The sequence below is a fragment of the Streptomyces sp. NPDC127119 genome, assembly GCF_042677425.1.
In the GTDB taxonomy this organism is placed as follows: domain Bacteria; phylum Actinomycetota; class Actinomycetes; order Streptomycetales; family Streptomycetaceae; genus Streptomyces.
This window is the reverse complement of record NZ_JBHXTO010000116.1, coordinates 12,181-30,012: the sequence shown is the minus strand read 5'-3', so window position 1 is coordinate 30,012 and position 17,832 is coordinate 12,181. Positions and strand designations below refer to the sequence as shown.

Annotated in this window: 3 protein-coding genes and 1 pseudogene; all 4 read right to left on the bottom strand. The window is 71.9% G+C overall.

Features of this window, described 5'->3' with window-relative positions; translation table 11 throughout:
• The coding region (locus ACFVH5_RS33715; RefSeq protein WP_385837485.1) for a hypothetical protein at nt 1–15,539 on the bottom strand (15,539 nt) is incomplete at its 3' end.
• An 81-nt stretch (nt 15,540–15,620) separates the two neighbouring features.
• A complete protein-coding gene (locus ACFVH5_RS33710) occupies nt 15,621–15,998 on the bottom strand; it encodes a hypothetical protein (RefSeq protein ID WP_384814868.1) in 378 nt (125 codons plus the stop codon).
• A gap of 2 nt (nt 15,999–16,000) precedes the next feature.
• Nucleotides 16,001–16,456: a YbaB/EbfC family nucleoid-associated protein gene (locus tag ACFVH5_RS33705; protein WP_384814870.1), complete on the bottom strand. Its 456-nt coding sequence runs from the start codon at nt 16,454–16,456 to the stop codon at nt 16,001–16,003.
• Between the two features lie 175 nt (nt 16,457–16,631).
• A pseudogene (locus ACFVH5_RS33700) lies at nt 16,632–17,832 on the bottom strand (hypothetical protein); the annotation flags it as partial.

The window sequence follows — 17,832 nt, the reverse complement described above, 5'->3', positions numbered from 1 at the left end:
CGCGCCGTATACGCCGGATCCCGCACCGCCCGCGCCCGATGATCGTTCGTGACCGCGATGGAGGCGAGGTCCATCAAGTAGGTGTCGATGAGGTCCGTGACGTCCTTCGGCTTCGCACCCGCCACACCCACCCGAGCGTGCTGGGCCAGCACCTCCGCCATCTCCACCACGATGTCGCGATAGATGCCATGCCGAATCGTGTGCGGGAACGCGGCCATGACATGGTCCGCCTGACCCGCACCCTCAGTATTCATGAATCGGGGGGTGCTCAGGGTCTCCAGCCCGGGGACCATCAGAGGCATGCCCTGATACAGCTCCTCCTCCTCGGGAATCTTCGAATTGCTCGAAGCGAGGGGGTGCAGGCCGATCTCATGGGACAACATCCCCATGATGTAACCGATGTCGTACTTCTCGAAGTAATAACTCGCCAGATTGATCTCAACACCGGCATCACCCAAGTCACGCACATCCGCCGGAGTCTCCGTCGTCCGCACATGCAAGGTAATCCGCACAGGACGACCGTTGACGAAACTCTTGATCGTGCCGTGCTCATCCAGCAACTCGACGATCCGGACCGCCTTGTCGACGTACCTGTCCGTCTGATTCAAATTCGTGAACTCGAAATTCCCCAACTTGAACGGGCGGAGGACCGGCTCCGGCGCGGTCGGCGCCGCGTTCGAGTCCTGCAGCGTACGAACCGGCACCTCGGTGGCCGTCGCGTCGTCGGCGGACCGGGGCAGGGAGACCGGATCCACCCAGATGGCCTCGCGCAGTTCCGCGGTGGCGCTCTCCCGGGCCGCCGCCCAGCTCTGGTCGGCCGGGGCGGACTGGTCGCCGTTCTGCGAAGGCGCCGGGGTCACGTCCCCGATCAGGGCACCCAGCAGGGCCAAGTGCCGGTCGCGCAGGCCGGCGGGGGCGAGCGAGGAGTCCTCCGGCGCCGCGTCGAGGTCGCCCAGCAGGCTGCCGAGGACGTGGGGGCGGTGCGGGGAATCGGCGTCCCGGTACTCGTCACGCAGGCCGAGCTGGTGGGTGAGTTCGTGGACGAACTGGACCGGGGCCGCGTCGGCCCACCAGGTGGTCTGGTCCATCGGCTGGTCCCGGCCCGCCAGGTTCACGGTCAGGTGCGGGGCGCCCGGGGCACCTGGGACCTGGGGAAGGTCGACGTGCTCGACCGTCACGTGCAGCCGGTCGCCGTTCAGGAGGCGGTGGGCCGGGTCGTTCAGGAACTCGTCCACCCCTGCCCTGAGCTGGTCGAACACCTGGTTGGCCTGCTCGTTCGTGCCGCGCAGCGCTACGCGGACGGTCAGTTCGGTGACCGGCTCTCCCTGGTACGAGAACCTCCGGGCGTCGAAGCCGGAGCGCACCACGAACCGGGGGCGGGTGTCGCGGGGACCCCTGGGCCGCGATGTGCCTGAGTCCCTGGTCTGCGACACGGAGTCGGCGCCGGTGTTGGTGCCCGTGCCGGTGTCGGCCTGGGGAAGCCTCGGGCGTACCTCAGCGGTGTCGTTGTTCGCGCCCTGCGCCGGAGCGTCGGCAACGGGCTGTTGGATGCTGTCGCCGCGATTGTTGGTCGCGATGGCCCCGGCGAGTTGGGTGAAGGACCGTGCGACGCCGAACAGGGTCTTGTTCGAGGGCAGCAGGCCCTGCAGCGCGGGGTTCCCCGCCAACTCGGCGTGCAGCAGATCCTTGTACGCGTTGTAGACCCGCGCCGTGTAGTTGGGCTCCTTGACCGCGTTGATCCGGTAGTCGTTGGTGACGGCGATGGAGGCGAGGTCCATCAGGTAGGTCTCGAACAGGTCGGTGACGTCCTGCGACTTGGCTCCCGGCACGCCGATCCGCGCGCGCTGCGCGAGCACCCTGGCCATCTCTGTGACGATGTCGCGATAGATGCCGTGCCGGATGGTCCTCGGGTAGGCGGCCATGATGTGGTCGGCCTGGCCCGCGCCCTCGGTGTTCATGGTGCGCGGAGTCTTCAGGTCGCTGAGCCCCGGCACCGTCAGGGGCATACCCCGGTACGCCTCCTCCTGCTCGGGAATCTCCGTGTTGCGGGAGGCGAGGGGGTGCAGGCCGATCTCGTGGGCCAGCATGCCCATGATGTAGCCGGTGTCGTACTTCTCGAAGTAGTAGCTGGCGAGGTTGATCTGGACACCGGCGTCACCCAGGTCGCGTACGTCCGCGGGGGTTTCCGTGGTGCGCAGGTGCAGGGTGATCCGTACGGGACGGTCGCCGACGTAGGTCTTGATGGTGCGGTGCTCGTCGAGCAGCTCGATGATCCGGACCGCCTTGTCGACGTACCTGTCCGTCTGGTTCAAGTTGGTGAACTCGAAGTTCCCCAACTTGAAGGGGCGGAGGGTCGGTTCCGGCGCGGGCGTCGGCTCCGGGGCGGGGTCCGAAGCAGGCTCCGGGGCGGGCGCAGGGTCCGTAGGGGCGTCGGTGCCGTTGCCGTCGTCGGTGCCGGACAGCGTGTGCAGCTCGTACGCCTCCTCCTCCACGACGCCCGGGAGGTCGCTGCCGGTCGGTGACGGGGGCAGCGGAGCGGTGATCGCGTCCTGCGGGACCGGTTGCTGCAGCGCCGGATCCGGCACCGGCGGCACCAGCGCAACCGGCGGAATCGGCGGAGCCAGCGGAGTCGGCGGAAGTGTGTCGACCGGCGTCGAGCCCTCCACGTCGGTCCCCTTGAGGACCTCCGTCTCCGTACCCTTCGAGTCCTTGAGCTCCGTGCCCTTCGAGTCCTTGAGTTCAGGAGTCTTCGAATCCTTGAGCTCGGAAGTCTTCGAGTCCTTGGACTCGGACGTCTTCAGATCCTTCGGCTCCGGAGCCTTCGGCGCGGGCGGGGGCGCCGGCGTGTGCAGGGTCACCGGGACGAAGTCCCCGCCCCGGCGGCGGAGCCGGATGTGCGAACCGCTGTCGCCGGACGGGCCCGCGTAGGTGTGGGCGGTGCCGTTCTCCTCGATCAGGGTGACGGTCGTGCCGGTCGCCGCGGCGGCCCACTCGGCCACTGCGAGGTCGGCCCCGGGACCCCACGGGGCCTCGGCGAGGTGACGGCGCAGATTGCCGTCGAGCGTGAACTGGCTCGGCGGCGGATCGCCGGGACGCCCGGCAGGGAGCGGCGGGGGCGTGAAGAGCGTGGCGCGTGTCGTCCCGTCGCCGGGGAGGCCGTACCGGCGCATCAGCTCGGTGGGCGTCGCCGCCGCGCGCCTGCGCAGCCGTGTCGCCTCCGGGCCGGCGAGTCCGGGCTGTTGCGAGGCCTGGCGTACGACCGTGGAGAGCGCGGCGAAGAAGCCGTTGCCGCGGCCGGTGGGCGTGCCCTGCGTGTAGGTGGCGCCGTCCGGCGCGGTGAGGACGCCGTCGCGGTCCATGCGGTAGCGCGGGCCGGTGCTGTCGGCGGGCGCCAGCCAGGGTGCGGTGCTGTGGCTGCGGTGCGCGGGCGGCTGCGCGGACACGGAGCGTGTGGTGTCGACGGGGGAGGTCCCGGTCGTCGTACCCGAAGGGGCCGTGCTCGGCGGCAGGGCAGTGGCGACCGGGGCCGGGCTGCCGGTCGGGAGCGCGGCGTGGAAGAAGCCGTCGGTGGCGAAGAGGACGGGGTCGGTGGCCGGGTCGACGGAGGCCGGGTCGCCGCCGTGCGGGAGGAAGAGCTGGTCGCGGCCCTCGCCGGTCACCACCGTGAGCGGGCTGCCCAGGACCCGGGCGGCGAGGGCGGGCAGCAGGTCGGCTCCGCCGTGGTCTCCCGCGCGGCGCTCGGGCGGTACCGGTGTGCCGTCGGCGGACTGCGTGCCGGCGTCCGGCAGCGGCTCGCTCGCGAACGGGCGGGACAGGGCCAGCGAAGCGAGCGCCACCCGCTGGTCGGGGGTGGGCCAGTAGGTCTGCGGGAGGCGGCCGAAGGCGTCGAACTCGGCCTGTTGCGCGGGGGTGAGCACCACGCCGGCCGTGTCGAGTTCGGCCTGGGTGAAGGTGTCCGCGGCGTCCAGGGCGAGGGCGTCGAGCAGGTCCTGGTTGCCGTCCTCGCCCAGTGCCCAGGCGAGACGGTGGCGGGCGGCCTCGACGGCCTCCGCGGTGACCGCCGGATCGCCCGGGTCGGCGCTGAACCGGGCGGCGAGGTCGCCGCCCAGCAGGTACGGCAGGCGGCCCGAGGTGTCGGCGGTGGCGAGCAGCGCGTGGAAGAACGAGGCGCCGTCGTGCGGCATGTCGTGCACTTCGCGCACCGTGACGCCGTCCGGCGAGGTGAGGGTGCGCGGCGCGGAGTCGGTGGCGTCGGTGACGGTGTACGGCGCGGGTGCCTCGGAACGCCAGTCCGGAGCGGTGTACGCCTGTGGCGCGTCCGGCACCGTGACCGTGGCCGAGCCCTGGTGGTGGGCGGTGAGGCGGGAGGCGGCGAGGTGCAGCCGGTGGTGGTCCTCGGCGGCGGCGTCGGTGCGCAGCTGCCAGCGGTGGACCTCCTCGCGGGCGGCCTGCCAGGCGGCGACGGGCGGGGAGTAGAAGACGTCCGGCGGCAGGTCGGTCGGCTCTCCGGAGTTGTCGTCGCCGAGTGCGGCCCGGTCCTCGTCGCTCAGGTCGAGCCAGGTCTCCCGGGACCGCGCGCGGGCGTCGTAGTAGTTCTTCTCGGCCGTGGCGAGGTCGGCGGCGGCCTTGGCCTGGGCGTCCCAGGCCGCGGCGACGTCGTCGGTGTACGAGGTCTCGTCGAGGAGTCCGTAGTCGCGGGCGATGTCCTCGCGCAGCCAGACCAGGGCGGTGGTCTCGGCCTCGGCGGCGCGCGGCCCGCGCTTGGCCTTGCCGAGTGCGTGCAGCGGGCGGCTGTCGGTGTAGCGGTGGTCGACCTCGGCCACCGAGAGCCAGCTCACCGGGATCGCGAAGAGCATGCTCCGGTCGGTGACGACCTTGAGGTGGGTGCCGAGGGTGGTGTCCGCGGTGCCCTTGAGGGTGGTGCCGTCGTTCGTGCCGCCGATCGGGACCGTGGCGCCCGGGTTGGTGACACCGGCGTTGCTGGTTCCGGCCAGCGGCGCGGTGCCCATGGCGCCCTCGACGTTGTCGGTGATGCCGGCGTCCAGCGCGTCGGAGGTCTTCGCCCGCTGCATGGCCTCCATGCGGGGCTTGTTCTCCACGGCGAGGAGCCGCGCGCCGCGGCGGTGCATCTTCGCGTAGAGGCGGGAGTCGGCGGTGTGCGACTGGCCGAGGAGGTGGGAGGACGACTGGGTGGGCAGCGCCACGCCGTCCGCGCCGAGCGCCTCGCGGAAGCCGCCGGTCAGGCCGACCTGGGTGGTGGCCTCCTGCTGGGCCTGGCCGGGGGCGGTGCCGACGCCGGTGAGCGAGGTGAGGTGGGCCATGCGTACGCGGCTCGCGAGGTGGACGCCGGTGTGCCGCTTGCCGAGGTCGCCGTCGCCGAGGCCGTCGGCGCGGGCGGTGGCGATGGTCAGGGCGTCGTGGACGTTGGCGGCGCCGCGGATGTCCACGGCGAGGATGCCGGAGCCGATGGTGTCGTCGAAGGTCAGGACGTCCGGGTCGGGGCTGCCGCCGGGGTCTCCCGCGGCGGAGGTGCGCCAGGCGGCGATGCCGTCGGGGCGGGCCTGGGCGGCCGTCAGTACGCGTACCGCGCGCTCGGGGTCCGGTACGTCCTGCTCGGTGAGGGCGCCGTCGGACCCGTCGCCGTCCGGGGTGAGCAGGCTGGCGGGGAGCACCTCGTTGAGCGTGCCGACGCCGACGGCGGAGACTCCGGGGGCGAGCGCGTCCCCGGCCGAGTCCGTCATGGTGACGGTGAGGGCGTAGCTGGTGATGACCTCGGCGTGGGCCTGGGTGGTGGCGATGTTCGGCATCGCGGTGGTGCCGGCGGTCTGGGTCCTTACGCTGTTCCGCTGTTTGGCCGCGGTGCCCTGGAGCGAGGGGTTGGCGATGAGGACGCCGTCCTCGGCGGCGCGCTGGCCGCCGCTGAGCGTCACGTCGGCGCCGCGGTCCTGCGAGGTGCCGGCGGCGATGTCGCGGGCCGTGGTGCGGTAGTCCTCGAGCTCGTAACCGGTGCGCAGCCGGTCCACGGTGGTGGTGATCGGTGTCAGTTTGAACTGGAGCTGTCCGGGGCTGCCGTTGACGGGCAGGTGGAACATTTTCGCCCAGGTGCGGTAGCGGACCGGCAGGGTCATGCCGTCGGTCGTCAGCTCGTGCAGGTGCGCGGCGAGGAAGTCCGGGGAGAGCCGTTGGAGGACCTGTTCGCGGTCGTGCGAGGGCACTCCGATCTGTGCCAGCTGCTGGATCAGCTGCTGTGCCGCGGGACTTGCGTCGAGCTGGCCGCTGGGGTGGGTGGGGAAGCGGCGGAACCGCAGGTAGGGGGGCACCCGGTAGCCGCGGCCGAGGTTGTGCGGGGTCTTGTCGCCCAGGCCGTCGGGGGCGAGGCCGGCCTCGATGACGTCCTGCATCGGCAGGTGGAACATGACCGCGTCGCGGATGCGCTGGAGCGCGGCGGCGGCCCTGCGCGGGGCGAGGCTGTTGCCGAGGCGGTCGGAGACGAGTCCGGCCGCGGAGCTGATGCCGGCCCCGGCGCGGGTGCCGATCGCGCCCATCGCGGCCGTCCACCGGTCCCGTACGGCGATGGTCTCGGCGGTGTCGGCGACGACCAGGTACATCCGGCCGGCGTAGGTCAGGGTGGTGTTGCGTCCCCGGGTGAGGGTCTGCGAGACGCTGCGGCCCTTGCCCCAGGCGTACTGCAGGGCGGCCGAGTAGGAGCCGACCACCGCCGGCCCGCCCGGCGCCTGCTGGAGGGGTGTGTCGGCGCCCTGGAGACCGAGGGTGGTGCGTGAGACGGTGCTCGCGCTGCCGTTGACGCGGTGTTCGTTGCCGACGGTCGTCTCGGAGCTGGCCGGCTTCGGGTCGCTCTTGACCCGGAAGTTGCTCAGTTCGCCGCGGACGACTCCCTTGAGGTAGTGGGTCCTGAACGGTCCCGCGCCGTTCAGGCCGGCGACACGGGAGCCGAACGGGCCGAGGTACTGGCCGAGTTGGCCCGCCACGCTGAGGTTCGCCATCGCGCGGCGCAGTGCGGTGCGCACCGGGGCGCCGGGCGCGCTGACGTGCCAGGAGGTGCCCGAGGCGCGGTCGGCGGTGTCCTGCATGAGCTGCTGGCGCTGCGGGCCGCCCTCGGCGCTGAGCACGACGTGCGGGGCGCGGAGCAGTTTCTTGGTGAGCTGCTGGTCGGCCGACTCGGAGTCGGGCAACGGGCGGGTGCCGTCGAGGAGCTGGTCCGCCGCGTCGGCGGTGAGCTGCGTCGGGGCGGGCGTGGGCGTGGTCGTGGTGGCGGGTGCCGTACCGGTCGGGGGCGGGTCGGCCGGGGCGTACCGGTCGGAGCCGTGTGCGGCGGGTACGGCCAGCTCCACCCGGCCGACGGTCTCGTTGCCCCGGGTGAACAGGGTCCGTTCCTCGACCTTGCTGACGAAGACGCCCGCGCCGAGGAGGCCGACCGAGGCGAGCCTCGCCCAGCCGCGCGGGCGGCGGTGGCCCTCGAAGGTGGCGCCCAGCTCCACCTGGTAGCTGTAGAGGTCCGCGCCGGACTGGAACATCAGGTGGTCGTGGACGACCGCGACCGTGTTCCTGGTGGCCTTCTGGTCGGTCCGCCCGTGCCGGAGGCCGACGGCCACACTGCCGGCCTGGCGCGGCAGCCCCACCTCGGGCACCTTGTCGTGGTCGCGCGGTCCGACGCCCAGTTCGACACCGCCGGACAGGGTGACGGCGGCCTGCTCCCCCTGGCCGGAGACCTCGGTGCCGATCACGGCGTTGCGCAGCGAGCGCTCGCTCATGGTGGTCTCGAACCGCCGGTCGGTCAGCCGTGCCCGGAGGACGAGCGTGTGGTGGCCGCGGCGCACCTTGCCGTCCTCGGTGAGGGTGACGGGCACACCCGTGGTGGACAGGTCGTCCAGGCTCTGCGCCAGGCTGGGCCTGTTCAGCGCCTCGCGCACCTGGCGTTCGTTGTGCAGCGCGGTCCGCATCCGCCCGTCGCCGTACCAGAACTTGGCCAGCCGCGGATGCCGCAGCATGAACGGCGGCACGAACAGCGACGGGTACGACTGGTGCAGCGTGTCCAGGACCGCGTCCGTGAACGCGTGCATGGGGTCCTGGGGGGCGGGCGGCGGCGATGTCTGGTTCTGGGTCGACGGCTGGGTCTGTACCGGGGGCGGGGTCTGGGACTGGTCCTGGCCGGTCGGCTGCACCTGCGTCTGCACCGGAGGCGGGGGCGGAGGCGTGGTCTGGGTCTGGGTCTGCGGGGGCGCGACGGGGCGGAACCCCTCGGCCCGGACCTGCCCGCTGAGGTGGACCGGGTCCTCCCGGGTGAGGTACCACGGCACCGGCGGCTCGGCGTCCGGGTCGGGGCCCGCCTGGCCGGGCGTACGGCTGTCCCAGCCCGCGAGGCGGCGCGCGTCCTGGGTGGAGATCCAGTCCAGGCTGACCACCCGCACCGGCCGGGCGGCGGACGACGGTTCGCCGGGCTTGCGCACCATCAGGGTGCGCTCCACCCGGTAGAGCGCGACGGGGTGGTTGCGGATCCGGCCGGTGGTCTTGCGGGCCGCGTCGACACCGAGGTAGTGGCCGCGCCCGGAGGAGAGGTCCGCGCGGACGAGGGGGCCGCCCTGGAGGCGTACGTCGGTCTCCAGGCCGGCGAGGGTGTAGTTGGGCCCCGCGGTGATCTGGACGCCCAGGCGGGTGTCACGGACGTGCCCGCGCTCGTTCTGGTACGTGGTCTGCGTGAGGTCGCGCAGCTCGGCCTTGACCGACTCGGTGACCAGGGTGGCCCGGTGCGGCACCGACCGTTCCACGATCAGGTGCCCCAGGGGGTGCTGTCCGCTGCCCCGGGTCAGCTCGGGCCCCGTGACCGGTCCGGAGAGCCGGCCGAACAGCGAGAGCAGCCGTCCCGGCCGGACGTACGAGACCAGGGTGCGGTGTGCCGAACTCCCGGGCCGGGCACCGGAGATGGCGATCGCCATGTCCTCGGGCGAGTCCGTCAGATGCAGCGCGGTGGTGTCGGTCATCCGCGGCTCGATGCCGTCCGGGAAGGTGAGCGTCCTCGGTGCCCGCTGCGGCCCCTTGTAGGGCACGGTGAGGTCGTCCGGCAGCCGCCAGCTCAGCCCGTCGCGCATCGCGAAATCGGCGCTGTGCACCTGGGTGCGCTGCCAACCCGACGTCGGCAGCGGCGGAGTGGGCAGAGTGGTCGTGGTGGCGGTGCCCGGGGTGGCGGTCGTCGTCGTGGTGGTGCTCGGGGCGGAGGTGGTCGGGGGCGTCTTCGGCCCTTCGGTGACACGGTCCACCCGTACCCGGTAGTGGACGTCGTCCAGGTGCAGGTGCGAGCCCTCGTGGGCGCGCCACTCGGACTGGTTGTACGCCTGGGTGCCCTGCGCGTAGTCGGTCCGGCGCGTCCAGCCCAGCGAGAAGCCGATCTTCAGCAGCCAGTTGAGCGGGGGCCCCATGCTCAGACCGCCGGCGATCCGCCGCCCGAACCCGACGCTGCGCCCACCGCCCGTACCGGCCTGGCCGCGCCGCATGGTGTCCACCCGTACGGTGCCGCCGTCGGTCTCGGAGAAGCGCTCCCAGCGGTGGTACGGGATGGCCTCGACCGTCATCTCGTGGCCGACCCCGGACTTCTCGCGGCCGACGAAGCGCGCACCGCGCGGGGCGGTGAAGGCTTGGGGCTGCTGGGTGAGCAGCCGCAGCAGCTCCGCCTCGTCGAACTGGGAGCGCAGCTTCGGCGGAAGTTTGCCCAGGATCTCCTCGGCCACCTGCTCGGGCGAGCGGAGGGTGGTCTTGCCCAGGCCGGTGAACAGTCCGGTCAGGGGGCGGGGCGGGGTCTTGCCGGTCTTGGCGCCGGGCGGCGTGCCGTCACCCGGGTCGGCACCCGGGTCGATCAGGACCGTGGGCAGCCTGCTGCCGTCCTCGAAGGTGACGGTCCGCGGCACCGGACCCGGCAGCCGGGCGTCCGGGCCGGTCAGCAGCCGTGCCGGACGGTAGCGTTCGAGCTGGGTCTCCAGCGGTACCGGGTCGCCCCGCTCGGGGGTCTCGGGAGCGGGGCTGTCGAGGTCGGTGACCCCGCCCATGCTGCGCAGCCACTCCCCGAAGACCCCGTCGGCGCCCAGGTCCTCGGTGGCGGGGTCCTGCGTGGCCGGGTCCTTGGTCGCGTTCGGATCCGGCTTGGGGGTGGCCGGGTCCGGTACGGGGGTGAGCGGCGCCGAGGCCGGGACCAGCGCGTCGAAGTGGTCGGTGCCGTTGTAGGACAGGTGCAGGGTGCCGCCCTGGCCGCCCGGGTTGAGGGTGTTGACGAAGGTGGTGGTCCCCGAGGTGCGCGGGTCGGGCTGGACGAGCCGCAGGTCGAGATCGAGGGTGTGCGCCAGCGCTTCCGGGAGCAGGTCGGCGAAGGGAGAGGCCCACAGGTCGGAGTGTTCGGCCGCCGCGGCGACCAGCCCTCTGGCTCCGAGGAGCCGCGCGGCTGCGGGGGTCGGGGCCACGACGGCGAGCTGCGCGTAGTCGCTCCCCCCGATGATCCGCCGCCACCCGGCGGCGTCGCCGTTGGTGACGACGGCCTGCGCGATCCGGTTCCACCGCTGGGTGATCCGGTCGCGCTCCGCCGTGTTCTGCACCCCGGCGAGGGCGCGCATCCGCAGGTCGTCCACGACGGCGAGCACCGGGTCCGGGATCGCGTGGTGCATGTTGTCGCCGAGTTCGGAACCGGTGATCCGGTCACGCAGCTGGGTGCGCAGTCCGGCGACGTTCCGCGAGGCCCACGCGGGCGGGATGGTCTGGCTGCGCGCGCTGTCGAGCGCCGACCGGAAGAGGCAGTTCCCGCCGCCCGGGGTGTCCAGCCGCCGGAAGGCGAGGCCACTCGCGCGCACGATGCCCACCGAACCGGGCTTGGTCTTGCTGAGGAGGGCCAGGTCCTCGGCGAGACTCTCCGGGCGGCTCGGCGTGGGCGCCAGATCGGGTCTGCGGCGGGCGAGTTCGGCGGTGTCCTCGGGGCTCAGGTTCAGCTCGGACAGCGGCAGCGGGGTGCCGGCGAGCGACCAGGTGATCTGCGCGGCGGGCGCGTAGGACAGCCCCCGTACGTCCTCCGGCGAGACCATGGTGGTGGGCGGGAGCGCGGGCGGCGGCGGGGGCAGCAGGGCGTCGAGCGTGGTCTCGGGCCCGGCGTTGGCGTGCAACTCGGCCGCGGCACGCAGGAATTCGGTGTACTGCTCGACCGTGGGCTCGGCGTCAGGATCGGTGCCGGTGTCCCCCGTGGCGCGCTGCCGGTCGACGGTCATCCGGCGCAGCAGGTCAGGAGTCATACGGCCGTCGCCGTAGCGGGCCGCGGTGTCCTGGCTGAGCCAGCGCAGGTTGTCCGCGAAGGCGAGTCCGGCGAGCAACTCCCGGTTGTCCGGGTTCTGTTCGGCGTCCGGGCCGAGAGCACCGCGCAGGGTGCGGATCTGCTGGAGGGTACGGGCCCTGGCGAAGGCGTCGGCCGGTCCCGGGCCCGCGTGCAGGCCCGCGTCGCGGGCCAGCCCGTCCAGGTCGGTGCCGCTGGGTTCCGGGGTGAAGAGCCGCCACCCACCCGGTCCGTCCGCGCCCTCGGTGAGCACCGCGCGGACGTTGCCGTCCCCGTCCCGGGCCGTGCCCACCTCGGTCGTCGGCGCGTACACCTGCCGTCCGGTGCGGTTCGCCACGTGCTGCGCCACCGGCAGTCCCGCGATCTCGGGCTGCCGCCCGGTCTCGCAGGAGAACAGCACCAGCGGCCGGTTCTGATCGCCGTCCTGTGCCCAGGATCTGAGCACTTCACCGAGCTGCACACCGCTGACCTTCACGGTGGGGCGGGCCACGTCGTCGGTGCCGAGGGTGACGGTACGAGGGGTTCCGTGGGTCACGAAATAGTCGGCGCCGCGCTCGGTCTCCGAGCCGGGCAGCGGGGTCGGCGGGCTGGTGAACACGGTACGGCTGACCGGCGGGTCCCCGGCGGTCTCCGGAGTCGGGGAGACGGAGGTGGTGCGCACACCCCGGAAGGTGTCCTGACCGAGCAGCGCGCGGCGCCCCGCACTGCGCGCCGTACCGTCCTCGGCCGGGCCCTGCGAGATGGTCAACGTCCTTACGGCACGGCCCGGTTGAGGCTTCACCGTCGACTTGGGCACCAGGCGGCGCAGCTGCGCGACGGGCACGGTGTGGCCGTCCAGGGTGGTGACGACCGGACCGCCCGTGGGCCGGACGACGATCCGCCCGGTGGGCGGGGGCGTCGCCGGGGGTGGCGCGGGAGTGCTGTCCGACGTTTCGGGTGACGTGTCGGATGACGTGTCCGGGGACGTGGTGGGGGAAAGCGGCGGCGGGGTGCCGCCGTCGCCGGGCCCGCGTCCGCCGCCGAGGTCGGAGGTCCGGCCGCCGGTCGCAACGCTGTCGCCCGACTCCAGGTGCAGGTCGGTGGCCGTCTCGGTCCAGGGACGGGACAGGTCGGCGAGCTTGGCCGTGACGGGGGCGCCGATGTCGGTGGAGGTCGGGCCGACTCCGGTGCCGTTCAGACCCGTCGTCACGTCCGACACCAGCTTCGGGCGCGGGGCCGGGGCGTCGGCCGGGTCGCGGTCGGTCGTCACCTCGGCCGTCACGTCGGCCTGCGGGGCGAGGTCCGAGGTCGTGGAGGGGGTGTAACCGAAGGCGTCGGCGAGCGGCAGCAGCACGTTCGCGCCGGGGAAGTCGGTGTCCGAAGCGAGTGAGATGTCCGAGGTGCCGTCCGTCGTCATGGCGGGCGGCGGCCCGGCGAGCGGGCGGACCCGGACCGGGGCGCCCGGTCCCTCACGAGTCAGCTCGACGGCGGCGCGTACCGGACGGCTCGATCCGTCCGGCGTGACCGCGGGACCGAGCACCACGGCCCGGTCGACGCCGGCACCGTCCAGCAGTTCGGCCGCCTCCGGCGCCCCCTCCCCCGGCGGCGGCACCTCCGAGACCACGATCGTCAGCGGCTGCGCCTTGGTGGCCTCGGGGTTCGTGACGGCGGTGGGCCCTGCCTTCACGTCACTCGAACCGCTGGTGTCACGTACATCGCCGGAGTCGCGCACATCGCCGATGTCACGTACATCGCCCGTATCGGCGTACGAGCCGGTGGTGTTCACCTTCGGCGGCGCCGCGCTGATGTCGGTGTCCGGCGCGGGGGTGTTCTCGGCGGGATCCGAAGTGACCTGATTCTCGGCGGAGTTGACGGTCTCCGGGGAGACGGTGATGTCCGGGGAGGTGGTGACATCCGGGGAGACAGTGCTCTCCGGCCCTGTCGTCGTCTCCTGCTGTTGCGAGTTCTCCGACGTCTCCGAGTTGTGCGTGGCGTCGTCGGTCGTGGTCTGCGAACCGTCCGCCGGATTCGTGAGGTCCGAGTCCAGGGAGTCCTGGGAGTCCTGGGAGTCCTGGGACTGCGTCTCCGAGGAGGTCGAGGTGGTCGAGGACGACTGGTTGGTTCCGGCGGCGGGGGCGCCACCCGGCCGAGCACCTGTATTCGTACCGGTATTCGTGCCCGTCCCCGTACCGGTGTTCGTACCGGCACCGGTGCCCGTTCCCGTATTCGTACCCGTGCCGGTGTTCGTACCCGTACCGGTGTTCGTAGCAGCCGAGTTGGTCAGGCCGTTGGACGGGACGGGACCGCCGCTCACCTGCCCGGGATCCACATCCGGATTGCCCTGCGCGAACTCGGAACTACCCAGATCGACAACGGAGTTGACCGAAGAGTCGTTGCCGAACCCGTCCGTCGTGAGCGAGGTGTCCACCGTGACCGACGTGCCGAAGCTGTCGAGCGCGCGGCGGACCTCGTCGGCGTCGATCTGGGCGGCGGGGCTGTTCCCGGCCGGGAGCACCCGGACCTCGGGCAGCTGCGACAGGTTGCTGTGCAGGTTGTCGCGGACGCCGATCTCGGTGCTGCCGGGCTGCTGGGAGCCGCGCAGGGCGGCGAGGTCCTGAAGAGCCTGCGCGCGGACCTCGGCGGGCCCGTTGTGGACCTGCTGCCACAGCTCGTTCTCCGCGGCGGTCACAGGCATGGGGCCCGGCGTGTACGCCGGCGGGTTCACGCCCATGTACGGGGGCGGCTCGCCGACCGAGTAGGGCGGCGGCAGGTCGGTCCCGGTGTAGTCGCCGGTGAAGTCCCCTGTGCCGGTGTTCTGTTGGGAGAAGGACGGCGGCGAGTTGCGCGTGGACCCGCCACCCGAAGAGCTCGACGAGCCGGAGGAACCGGACGTGTCCGTGTTCGAGGGGCCGTCGGCGCTGTCGGAGTCGCCGCGGGAGCGCGTGGAGCCGTCGGAGTCCCGCGTGTCGGTGTCGGTGTTGCCGCTGGAGATGGTGGGCGGCGGCTGGTTGCGCAACTTCTCGATGGTGTTGCGCAGTTCGGCACCGCTGTTGATGGCGGTGGACGACAGGCCGCCCTCGACCGCGCTGCTGACGCCCGCGCCGACGAACGTCGACCAGGTCGTGGACCAGTCGCCGTCGAAGGCGCCCTTGATCAGGATCTCTCCGAGTCCCTCACCGGCTCCGGCGGCGATGAAGTCGGCGGTGCCCTTGAGGCCGTAGTGCCCGGCGAGCGCGCCCGGACGGTCGGCGTTGTGCTTCAGGATCTGGTTGTTCCGCCACAGGCTGGTGTTGTTCTTGAAGGAGTTCGGGTTGAACCGGAACGAGAACGAGTTCTTGTTCGTGAGGTTGGGGCTGTTCAGGTTCGGGTTGGGACCTGGGCTGTTGGTCGGCGGAGGGTCGTTCTTGGAGCCGGGGCCGGGACCGGGGTCGGGCTTCGGCTTGGGGCTCGGCGTGTTGTCGAAGTCGAGCTTCGGGGGGTTCTTGAAGTTGGGACCGTTCTTGAAGTCGAGGTCCGGGCCCTTCTTCAAGAAGTTGCTGTCGAAGGCCTTGACGATGTCCTTCGCGAACTTGTCGAAGATGCTGGTGAAGAAGCCCGCCGCGGCACCGAACGCGGCGGACTTGAGGATGTCGTTCCAGTCGAAGCCGTCGGGCCGGCGACCGTTCGGCGCGAAGTTCATCATCGCGAGCCGCACCGCGAAGGTGGTGAACGCCTCGGCGAACGCCTCGGTCAGCGAGGGCGCCAGGTGCAGCCGCTGGAGCAGGTGCGTGAGCGTGGTGAGGATCATGAACCGGCTGCGCAGCTTGGCCATCATGATCTGGCTGGCGGAGGCGCCGCCGGTGAAGAAGGACATCGCCAGATAGATGGCGATCTCGATGAGCAGCCGGATGACCTCGGCGATGACCTGCCACTTGGACTCCATGATGTCCATGGAGGTCTTGCGCCGGCCCTCGGCGATCTTGTCGAGCTGCTCGGAGAACTCGCGCAGGTAGTTCTTGCCGCCGTCGTCGATGAGCATGCCCATCGCCTTGCCGTACGACTTCGAGAGGTCGTCGGGCATGACCTGGGCGATGTCGTGGATGGACTTCTCGATCAGCGACGACATCCTGTTGAGCTTGCGGCCCAGGCCGGCGTACGGCTGGCGGCTCTCGAAGGCGAGGTCCTCGTCGGCGTCGATGAGTTTCTCACCGGTGAGGATGAAGAGCATCGCGTTGACCTCGGGCGAGGCCATCATGCTCATCGGGCGCCACCCCGGACGTCATGCGGGCATGACGGGACGGCCGCTCCCGGCACGAGGCGGGAGCGGCCGACGGCGCGTGGGTCAGCGGCGGCCATGCCCGCCCGGGCCGCCGTTGCCGTCCAGCCCGTTGGTGTCGAGCTCACGGTTGTTCTGCTCGATGGCCTCGATGTTGCCGTCACGGGTGGTCTTCATCAGCCGGACCTGGCTCACCGTGGCGTCCGTGATGCCCACCAGGGCGTCACGGATGGACATCATGGTCTCCTTGGTGGTCTGCCGCTCCTTCTGCTCCTGCGGCTTGGCCTTCTCGGCGAAATCGCCCTCCGAGCCGGGCCACTTGACGGTGGGGGCCAGCTCGTCGAGGAACTCCTCGGTCATGCTCCTGGCGAGGGTGCCGATCTCCTCCAGCTGCCCCGCCAGGGCCTCGATGCGCTGCGGGTCTACGTAGTACCGCTGTCCCATCGTCAGTCCTCGCCGTCGTCGCCGAGCGCGTCCCGCCAGGCAGGGGTGGCCTGGCCGTCGCGCGCCGTGTCCTCGTCGTCCTCCTGCAGCACCTCGGGACCGAAGATCTTCTCCCAGTCCAGCTCGAAGCCCTTCAGCTCGGGTACGTCGCTGCTGGGCTCGGCGAAGGGTGCCATCGCCTTCATCACGTGCTTGTTCATCTTCAGGCGTGCCGCGTTCGCCGCTTCCAGGACGCTCGCGGACAGCTCCTGGTGGGACATGTCCCGGTACTTGTTCTCCAGGAACTCGATCCCGGTCAGTTCGCCCTGCGGTCCCACCGTGGCGCGGACGGCGCGGTCGGAGGAGAGCACCGCGAACGAGGCCTGGCGCAGCTCGCGCTCGGTGCGCGCGACCGCCGCCTGGGCAGCCTGGAGCTCGGCCATGGCCTTCTCCAGTCGCTTCTCCAGCGGTTCCGTCACGGCCGCCCCACCCTTCTCGTCGGCAACTGCCCTGCTGATCTTGCCTGGTGAGGGCCGCTTCGCGGAAGTCCGGGAGGGGTGGTATTCGTCTCTCCCGCGTTCCTGCGGTGGCCGGACCGGTTCCCACGGTGGCCCGACCGGTCCCCGCGGGGGTCGCGCAGGACCCCCACCGTGCTCACCGCCCGATCACGGCCGGTGTGCCGCCCTCCTCGGTGCCCCACACGTCCGCGTCCTCCTCCAGGTAGTCGGAGCTGGTGGCCCTGCGGCCCGGCTCCGACTCCTCCTCGGTGGACTCGCCACCGCCACCGCCGCCGGTGGTGTTGACCCGGGAGGCCGGCGCCAGGAAGGTGTCGCTGTCCTCCTGCCGGTTCCACGGGCTGCGCCTGCGGCGGTTGCGGCGCTCGCTCTCCTCGGCCGCGTCGACCAGGACGGAACGCACCCGCTCGCCGTTGCCCTTCTCGGCACCGCCGCCCATGCCGCCCGCGCCGCCGCCCATCGGCATACCGGGGCTGCCCGGTGTCCCGGGGGCGCCGGGGGTCCCGGCCGAGGCCGCCGCGGTGCCGGCGCCGAGCGGGGAGGCCGTGCTGTCCGAGAGGGGGTCGACACCACCGGACGAGTTGAAGTCCGAGGACAGACCGTCCGACCCGGAGAAACCGCCGCCGGAGGAACCGAGGCCCCCTCCGCCGCCGCCGAGGCCCAGTTCGGAGAGCGGCACGTCGCGGGAGGTGGTGCCGTCGCCGCCGCCCCCTCCTCCGACGCCGTTGAGGTCTCCGAGGCCGTCGAGGATGCTCGACCTGTCGTTGTTCGCGTTCGTGTTGAGGTCGTGCAGGTCGACCCGCTCGGTGTTGCCCTGCGCGTCGGTGACGGTGGCGATACCGGTGTCCGGGTCGATGACCTGCTTGCTGCCGTCCGGGAAGGTGGTGGTCAGCTGGCCGTTGTCCAGGCTGGTGACCGACCCGTCCGAGTTGGTGAAACTCGCGCCGTGGGTCAGGTCGGTGGTCGTGGTGGTGCCGTCCGCGTTCGTGGTGGTCAGCAGCCCGTTGTCCGGGTCGAAGGAGCTCTCGCCGCCGTCCGCGAACGTGGTGACGAAGTCGCCCGTGTCGTCGAGTTCGACGTTGCCGCCGGTCGGGGTGTCCAGCCCGTTCTGCTCGCCGTTGAGGTCCCCGAGGTTGCCCAGGTCGTCGATCGACTCGGTGGTGATGTCGTTCAGGTCGTTGAGATCGTTCAGGTCGTTGAGGCTGTTCTGGCTGTTCAGGTCGCCCAGGTTCCCGAGGTTCTCGGTGGTCGTCTTGCCGTCCGGGTCCACGGTGGTCGCCTGGCCGGTCGTGGGGTCGACGGTCTGGGTCGTGCCGTCGGGGAACGTGGTCGTCAGCTTC